Below are 7,046 nucleotides of genomic sequence, written 5' to 3'. Positions count from 1 at the left end.
TGCAAGATCAACCAACCAGAAAAGGAAGGCATCACCAGCACGAGGTTTTTGGCATTTGACATTGTGCACGCTGTTGAGTTCTCAAGGATCGGATGCTCCTGCCTTTGGCCATCACGACCGCCCTGCAGGGCAACTTCTCTAACTTACCACTTCCTGGCTTGTTGTCAAATCGAAGTTTCAGCCGCTCTGCGAACAGAGTCATGCTTCACTCGATGACACCAGGAGGAGGTCATCCAACCAAGACTTGAAGGAGTAACATCGAAATGTTTCTCGCTTTTGGCTGGGGATTGTCCCCGCTTGAGGCCGAGAAGCTCTTCCGCTTCCCGCACCTTTGGGGTGACGAGTGATTACTCTACGTGCGTCTCGGCATCGTGGCAAATTCTGCCTGCATCCCGGGCGTGTCGCCCGGAAAGACGCGGTTCTTGCCGCAACCTCGCCCGCGACGCCCCGGAGCGCGTCACTGAGCGATCCCGGTCCCAGCGCACCACGACAGGTCGAATCCCGGCTGTGATCCGACGAGCTTCCCCGTACGCGCCTCGACGACGTCGATGCGGGGGCCGTTCGGCATCGGTGCGTTCGCGTACCCGTCGAACCCGGCGGACGCGAAGTCGGGGACGACGACCATCGCGACGTACTCAGCGTTCGGGCTGGCGCACAGCGACCAGATGACGGTTCCGTCGTCGGGCCGATAGAGCTCGGCCGTCGCGCCGTCCTTGATGGCGAGCACCCGCTGCTCGGTGGTTCCCGCTTCGCGGTCGTAGTCCGCGTAGATGCGCGCGGACAACGACGCCGAGAGTGCGACCAGCTGCCCCGGGATCTCGGTCGGTGCGACGGAGGGCAGGACGAACGGTTCACTCTGGCCCGTTGCGAGGTCGAGCACCACGACGCCGTCGATCTGCTCGATGACCACTTTCGTGGTGCCCGGGATGAAGCTCGAGATGAGCGCGGCGCGACCGAGCAGCACCGGTGCGCTGGTCTCCGCGGGGTCGAGCAGCTCCAGTGAGTTGTCCACGGTCCGCACGAGCATGCTCGATGTTCGCGGGACGAACGCCCACTCGGCAGCCTGCACCGCCTCCCCGTCGATGCCGCCGACACGACCCACCGCCGTCGGCTTCCCCGCCCGCAGCTCGAACGAGTACAACGTCAGGTTGTCACCGCCATCGCGGCCGAACGACTGCTCGGTGAACAGGAAGCCGACGCGACCCTGCGCCGGCGCCGTCTGCAGAGACGTCACCATGCCGCCGATCGGCAGGTCGACCTGCTCGACGCTCCCGTCCGTGCTGTCGACCACCTGGATCCGGCTGAGACCGCTCGCGTCCTGGTCCACGACGATGAGCGAGTCGCCGATCGTCGCGAACTCCTGGATCCGTTCCGCCTGGTAGACGGCTTCGGGAGTTCCCTCGCCCAGCTGGAACCGGACGATCTCGTCGTCCGGTTTCGTCGCGGACGCGCCGTCCACCGCCTGGTTCCTCACCAGCGAATACCCCTCGACAGCCGGCGTGGTGAAGCCAGCCGACAGGGTCGCGGCCGGTCCGCCGCCCGTCCCGGTCACGCCGGACACCGTGATCCGGTAGTCGGTCGCGTAGGCCAACGGCTCGGGGAAGACCAGGGTGATGCCGTCGTCTCCCGTGCTCAGTTCGAAGTCGGCCGCCGGCTCGATGCTCGCGGCCTCGGCGTCGAGCGGGACGACCGGCTGGTTGACGGCCAGCACGACCCGCTGCCCGCGCGACTCCACGAGCCCTGCAGGATCGACGACGGTCCGGACGAGCTTCGGCCCCTGCGTCAGACCCACGACCGCCGCGCCGCCACCGATCACGACGAGCGCGACGAGGACGATCGCGAGCAGCCGGCCGAAACCGGATCCTCCGCTGACGCGCGCGGGCGCGGGTGTCTGGCGATCAGTGGTCATCGGCTCACTCGTCATGGGGTCAGTAGTCGTAGGGGTCGGCTGGTTCATCGATGGCGGTCACCTTCGGGGTGCCGACCACCAGCGGCAGGTGCGCCACATCGCCGGCGACCAGGGCGCCTGTGACCTCGACCCAGTCTCCAGCGGTGAACTCCTGCTCCCAGCCGTCGAGCTGCACAGGCACGCCGACCGGTTGGGCGTCGACCGCGCAGCAGTTCACGACGAACCGCGAGACGTAGAACACCCCGGAGGCGTCGGGATCGGCGATCACGAAGCCCGATCCGGTGAACGCGCGCCCCTCGAGGTCGGCCGGCCGGGTCGTCTGGCGGAGCAGCGTCGCCCAGTCCTTGATGCCGAAGCTGCTGAAGTCCGGATTCGACGTGAGCACCGTCTGGGCGTCCTTGCCCTGGATCTCACCGGCGAGCGTCCCGGAGTTCACGGCCCGCTGGTCGGCGGTCGCAACCGACAGGGTCGACGGCGGCAGGACCACCATCGCCCCGACGATCGCGAGACTCCCGAGGACCGAGGCGATCTGGAGCGCCGTGCGGCCCCGGCGTCGCGGCGTCTCCTCGACCTCCACGTGGACGAGCACGCTCACGATGCCGAGCGCCACCGCGATGAGCGCCATGATGACCGTGAACACGAAGTACCTCGGATGGATGTACAGGCCGAGGCGGTCGGTCGACGCCAGCCACAGGATGCAGACCGCAGCGGTGACGAGCAACAGCACACCCCACCAACGCTGCCGGAGTCGTTCGAGCAGCGGCACCCGGGCCGCGGCGGCGGCCGCGGGACCGTTTCCGTGCGACCCGTGCGTGGTCGGCGTCTGATCAGGCAAGGGCGTTCACTCCGAATCCGAGGGCCGCCGAGAACAGGACGGCGACCGCGGTGATGATGACGAGGGTCTTCGTCGTGTAGGTGGTGCGCATCAGTGCGAGCATCTTCACATCGACCACCGGGCCGAGCACGAGGAAGGCGACGATCGACCCCGGCATGAAGGTCGAACCGAAGGACAACACGAAGAAGGCGTCGACGTTCGAGCAGATCGACACGATGATCGCGAGCGTCATCATCGCGAGCACCGACCAGACCGGGTTCGCCCCGAGCGTCACGAGCACCTCCCGAGGCACCAGTACTTGGACGGCGCCCGCGACAGCCGAGCCGATCAGCAGGGCCGGCATGATCGCGCGCGCCTCGGCGACGAACTGCTGCAGACTGCGCTCCAGCTTCGTGTGCTCATGGGCGTGCTGCTCGGTCGTCTCGCACGCCGCCTGGAAACCCGGGGTCAGGAGGGAACTCGGGTCGGGGTGCCTGCTGAACAGCCAGCCGATGAGGTTCGCGAGGAGGAAGCCGCCGACGAGCCGCGCGACCAGGATGCCGCCATCCCAACCGAAAGCCTGGTGGGTCGTGACGATGACGATGGGGTTGAGGATCGGCGCCGCGAGCAGGAACGTGATCGACTCCGGCACCGTGAACCCCCGCACGATGAGCCCCCGGGCGAGCGGGACGTTGCCGCACTCGCAGACCGGCAGGAACATGCCGAGGAGCGAGATGCACGCCCGCCGGAGGATCGGCTGCCGCGGCAACCATCGCTCGAGCCAGCCGTCCGGGAGCCAGATCTGGACGAGGATCGAGAGCACGATGCCGAGGACGACGAACGGCAGGGACTCGACGACGACGCTGAGGGTGAGGGTGACGAAGTCACGGACCGCCGTCGGTGGTGTGAGCGCTTCGCCGAGCGGCATGACGGCCCGCAGCACGAACAGGCCGACGACCACGAGGAGCGCGGTTCCGATGAGCAGCGGGGTCCGGAGGTCGCGCGGGTCGCGTCCCTCGGTGCGTCCCCACCGTTCGGCACCGTCGTCATCGGGTGCCGTCCAGTCGTCATCGACGCCCAGGGTGCCGGTGGCTCTGCTCACTGCCGGCTCACGAACGCTGGGCCGCCGCCGAGCAGGCCTGGCACAGGCCGAAGACGTCGACGACATGCTTCGCGTCGGTGAAGCCGTGCTGCGATGCGACGGAACGCGCCCATGCCTCGACTTCGTCGGCCTCGATCTCGATCGTGAGACCGCAGTTGCGACAGATCAGGTGATGGTGGTGGGTGCCGGGGGTGCAGGCCCGGTAGAGGTTCTCCCCCTCCGGCGACTGCAGGGAGTCGGCCTCGCCCTCGACCGCGAGGTCGGACAGGGCGCGGTAGACGGTCGCGAGGCCGATGGGTGAACCGGTGTCACGGAGCTCGGCGTGGAGCCCCTGAGCACTGATGAACCCGTCGTTGCCGCCGAGGGCTTCGCGGACAGCCTCTCGCTGCCAGGTGTTTCGCTTCGCCACGGGTGCTCCTGCCTGTCGCTTCAAGGGTACCCGGGAACCGCTTCGCGGACGCGCCGAAGCAGGCCCCGGCGGCACGGGTGTCCGGTTCGCGATCATCGCGCGGACCGGACGACCGGCGCCTCGTTCGACGGTGTCGCCGGTCGCCGACGGTGGGAGCCGCCGCGGGGCCCGACGATCCGGCAGACGAGGTAGATCAGGAACGAGATCGTCGTGATGTACGGGCTGATGGGCAACGAACCGCCGATCGCCAGGAGGATGCCGCCGACAGCCGAGACGAACCCGAACAGCATGCTCAACAGCGGGACGAGCAGCGGCGACGACGACACTCGCAGGGCGGCGGCAGCCGGCGTCACGAGGAGGGCGAGCACGAGCAGGGCGCCGATGATCTGCACCGACACCGCGACCGTCAGGCCGAGCAGCACCATGAACGCGAGCGACACGAACCGGGTCGGCACCCCGCGCGCTGCGGCGACGTCCTGGTCGAGACTGTCGAAGCTGAGCGGACGCCACAACACGAGCAGGGCGACGAGGACGAGGACGCTGATCACGATCAGCAGTCCGAGCTGCGGGTCGTCGACCGAGACGATCTGCCCGGTCAACAGGCCGAACTTGTTCGCGCTCCGCCCCGGATACAGGGCGAGGAACAGGATGCCGAGACCGAGCCCGAACGGCATGAGCACGCCGATGATCGAGTTCCGGTCGCGCGCCTTCGACCCCAGCAGACCGATGAGGATCGCCGCGACGAGCGAACCGGCGAGGGAGCCGACGACGACGTTCGCACCGAACAGCAGTGCCGCGGCGGCGCCGGCGAACGACAGCTCGCTGATGCCGTGCACCGCGAACGCCATGTCGCGCTGCATGACGAAGACGCCGATGAGTCCGCCGACGATACCGAGCACCGCACCCGCGATGATCGAGTTCTGCACGAGCTCGAGGAGTGCGCCGTAATCCTGGAAGTTGAACAGGCGGCCCCAGAGGTCGTCGCCGTTCACGACGTCACCGTCACGGTGCCCGTGCGCGGGTCCTCGTCGTGGTGATGGTGGTGCGTCTCGCTGTCCGGGATGCCGACGACGACGACTCGGCCGTGGCTGCGCAACACGTCGACCGGGGTGCCGTAGAGCTCCGACAGCACCTCGCTGCGCAGCACCTCCTCCGGGGTCCCCTCTCGGAAGCGGCCGCCCGCGAGATACAGGATCCGATCGACCATCGGGAGCACGGGGTTCACGTCGTGCGTGACGAAGACCACGGCCGTGTCGTGTTCGCGCCGACGACGGTCGATGAGTTCACTGACACCGCGCTGGTGCTGCAGGTCGAGGCTCAGCAGCGGTTCGTCGCACAGCAGCAGGATCGGGTCGTCGGCGAGGGCTTGGGCGACGCGGAGCCGCTGCTGCTCGCCGCCGGACAGGGTGCCGACCGCGCCGTCCGCATAGGAGGTCGCGTCGACCGAGGCGATCAGCTCGTCGACCCGGCGCTTCGTCGCAGCCGTTCGGAACGGCAGGCCGAAACGGTGTCCGTCGACACCGAGCGCCACGAGGTCGCGGCCGCGCATCGGAGTGCCTGCCGGGATCAGCTTCTGCTGAGGGATGTAGCCGATGCGTCGGTCACCACGGCGGACCGGTCCACCGGCGACCGAGATCGTGCCGTGGTCGAGCTGCTGCTGCCCGAGGATCGTCTTCAGGAGGCTCGTCTTCCCGGAACCGTTCGGGCCGAGGACGGCGAGGAACTCTCCCGGCTTCACGCTGAGGTCGAGGCCGTCCCAGAGCGTGCGCCCATCGAAGCCGAGCTCGGCCCCCTCGAGCGCGAGGACGTCGGCCGGGCCGGGGACGCGGGGATCGTTCGTCATCCCAGGGCGTCTGCCACGGCTTCGACGTTCTCGGTCATCCACGAGAGGTAGTCCTTGCCGTCCGGGAGGGTCTCGGTGAATGACAGCACCGGCACGCCTGCGTTCTCCGCGGCAGTCTTGACCTCTTCGGTCTCGGCACCGCTCGTCTGCTCATTGTAGGCAAGCAGTGCGACGGTTCCGGTGCCGAACAGGTCGAGGGTCTGCTTGAGGACGGTGGGCGACACGTCGGTACCCTCCTCGATGGCCTCGCTGAAGGCCTCGGGGGTGCGGTTCACGAGGCCGGCGCCCTCGAGGAGGTAGAGCGGGACGGGCTCGGTGATGGCGACGCCCGCGCCGTCGTGCGCCGTCTTCACGGCTGCCTGGGCCGACTCGATCGAGGTCAGCGCGTCCGTGAAGGTCTTCGCGTTGGCGGTGTACGTGGCGGCGTTCGCGCGGTCGAGATCGCCCAGCTCCTCGGCGAGTTCGTCGGCGAGCTTCGCCATCGTCGGCAGGCTGTACCAGACGTGCTCGTTGAAGCCCTCGATGTGGTCGTGACCGTCGTCCTCGGCGTGCTCGTCCTCGCTGTGCGCGTGGTCCGCGTGGTCGTCGTCGGGCGCGAGGTCCGAGAGGTCCACGACGTTCACGACCTCGACCGAGGGGTTCTTCGCCGCGTCGAGGAGCGTGTCGATGAAGGGGTCGTAGCCGCCGCCGTTCTCGATCACGATGTCGGCCTGCTTGATCGCGAGCTGATCCTGCGCACTCGCCTCGTAGGAGTGCGGGTCCTGCGCGGCCGAGGAGATGAGCGAGGTGACCTCGACGCCGTCGCCACCGATCTGCGCGGCGATGTCGCCGTAGACGTTCGTGGAGGCGACGATGCGCAGCTTCCCGTCGTCTGCCGCGCTCGTCGAGGCGCTGCTGGAGCAGCCGGCGAGGACGAGGGCGGCGGCCGGGAGGACGGCGAGAGCCGGGAGCAGGGTGCGAGCGCGCATT

The 7,046-nt window shown here is 68.3% G+C and carries 7 protein-coding genes; all 7 read right to left on the bottom strand.

Annotated features, from left to right (window positions below; all coding sequences use genetic code 11):
• Positions 1-457: 457 nt before the first annotated feature.
• A complete protein-coding gene (locus tag KXS11_RS12990) occupies positions 458-1,909 on the bottom strand; it encodes a hypothetical protein (protein ID WP_437386013.1) in 1,452 nt (483 codons plus the stop codon).
• 19 nt (positions 1,910-1,928) lie between these two features.
• Positions 1,929-2,744 carry a TIGR03943 family putative permease subunit gene (locus KXS11_RS12985; RefSeq protein ID WP_437386012.1) on the bottom strand — a complete coding sequence of 272 codons (816 nt, stop codon included), beginning with the start codon at positions 2,742-2,744 and terminating at the stop codon, positions 1,929-1,931.
• Positions 2,737-3,825 carry a permease gene (locus tag KXS11_RS12980; protein WP_437386011.1) on the bottom strand — a complete coding sequence of 363 codons (1,089 nt, stop codon included), beginning with the start codon at positions 3,823-3,825 and terminating at the stop codon, positions 2,737-2,739. The genes KXS11_RS12985 and KXS11_RS12980 overlap by 8 nt, the downstream gene beginning before the upstream one ends.
• 7 nt (positions 3,826-3,832) lie before the next feature.
• Entirely contained in the window at positions 3,833-4,234 is a 402-nt protein-coding gene (locus tag KXS11_RS12975; protein WP_437386010.1) for a Fur family transcriptional regulator, read from the bottom strand.
• Between the two features lie 92 nt (positions 4,235-4,326).
• Positions 4,327-5,226: a metal ABC transporter permease gene (locus KXS11_RS12970; protein ID WP_437386009.1), complete on the bottom strand. Its 900-nt coding sequence runs from the start codon at positions 5,224-5,226 to the stop codon at positions 4,327-4,329.
• Positions 5,223-6,077 (bottom strand): metal ABC transporter ATP-binding protein, encoded by an 855-nt coding sequence (locus KXS11_RS12965; protein WP_437386008.1) that lies wholly within the window; start codon positions 6,075-6,077, stop codon positions 5,223-5,225. Before KXS11_RS12965 ends, KXS11_RS12970 begins: the two co-directional genes overlap by 4 nt.
• Complete coding sequence (locus tag KXS11_RS12960) at positions 6,074-7,045, bottom strand: metal ABC transporter solute-binding protein, Zn/Mn family (RefSeq protein WP_437386007.1); 972 nt, start codon at positions 7,043-7,045, stop codon at positions 6,074-6,076. Before KXS11_RS12960 ends, KXS11_RS12965 begins: the two co-directional genes overlap by 4 nt.
• Position 7,046 lies beyond the last annotated feature (1 nt).

The sequence above is a fragment of the Plantibacter flavus genome (assembly GCF_051487245.1).
GTDB classification, from domain to species: Bacteria; Actinomycetota; Actinomycetes; order Actinomycetales; family Microbacteriaceae; genus Plantibacter; species Plantibacter flavus_B.
The sequence above is the reverse complement of the archived record's forward strand: the minus strand, read 5'-3'. Positions and strand labels throughout refer to the sequence as shown.

What these genes read in the sequence shown, in the direction of transcription:
- KXS11_RS12990 (WP_437386013.1), bottom strand. Translation starts at nt 1,909, where the DNA reads ATGACCACTGATCGCCAGACACCCGCGCCCGCGCGCGTCAGCGGAGGA.
- KXS11_RS12965 (WP_437386008.1), bottom strand. Translation starts at nt 6,077, where the DNA reads ATGACGAACGATCCCCGCGTCCCCGGCCCGGCCGACGTCCTCGCGCTC.
- KXS11_RS12960 (WP_437386007.1), bottom strand. Translation starts at nt 7,045, where the DNA reads ATGCGCGCTCGCACCCTGCTCCCGGCTCTCGCCGTCCTCCCGGCCGCC.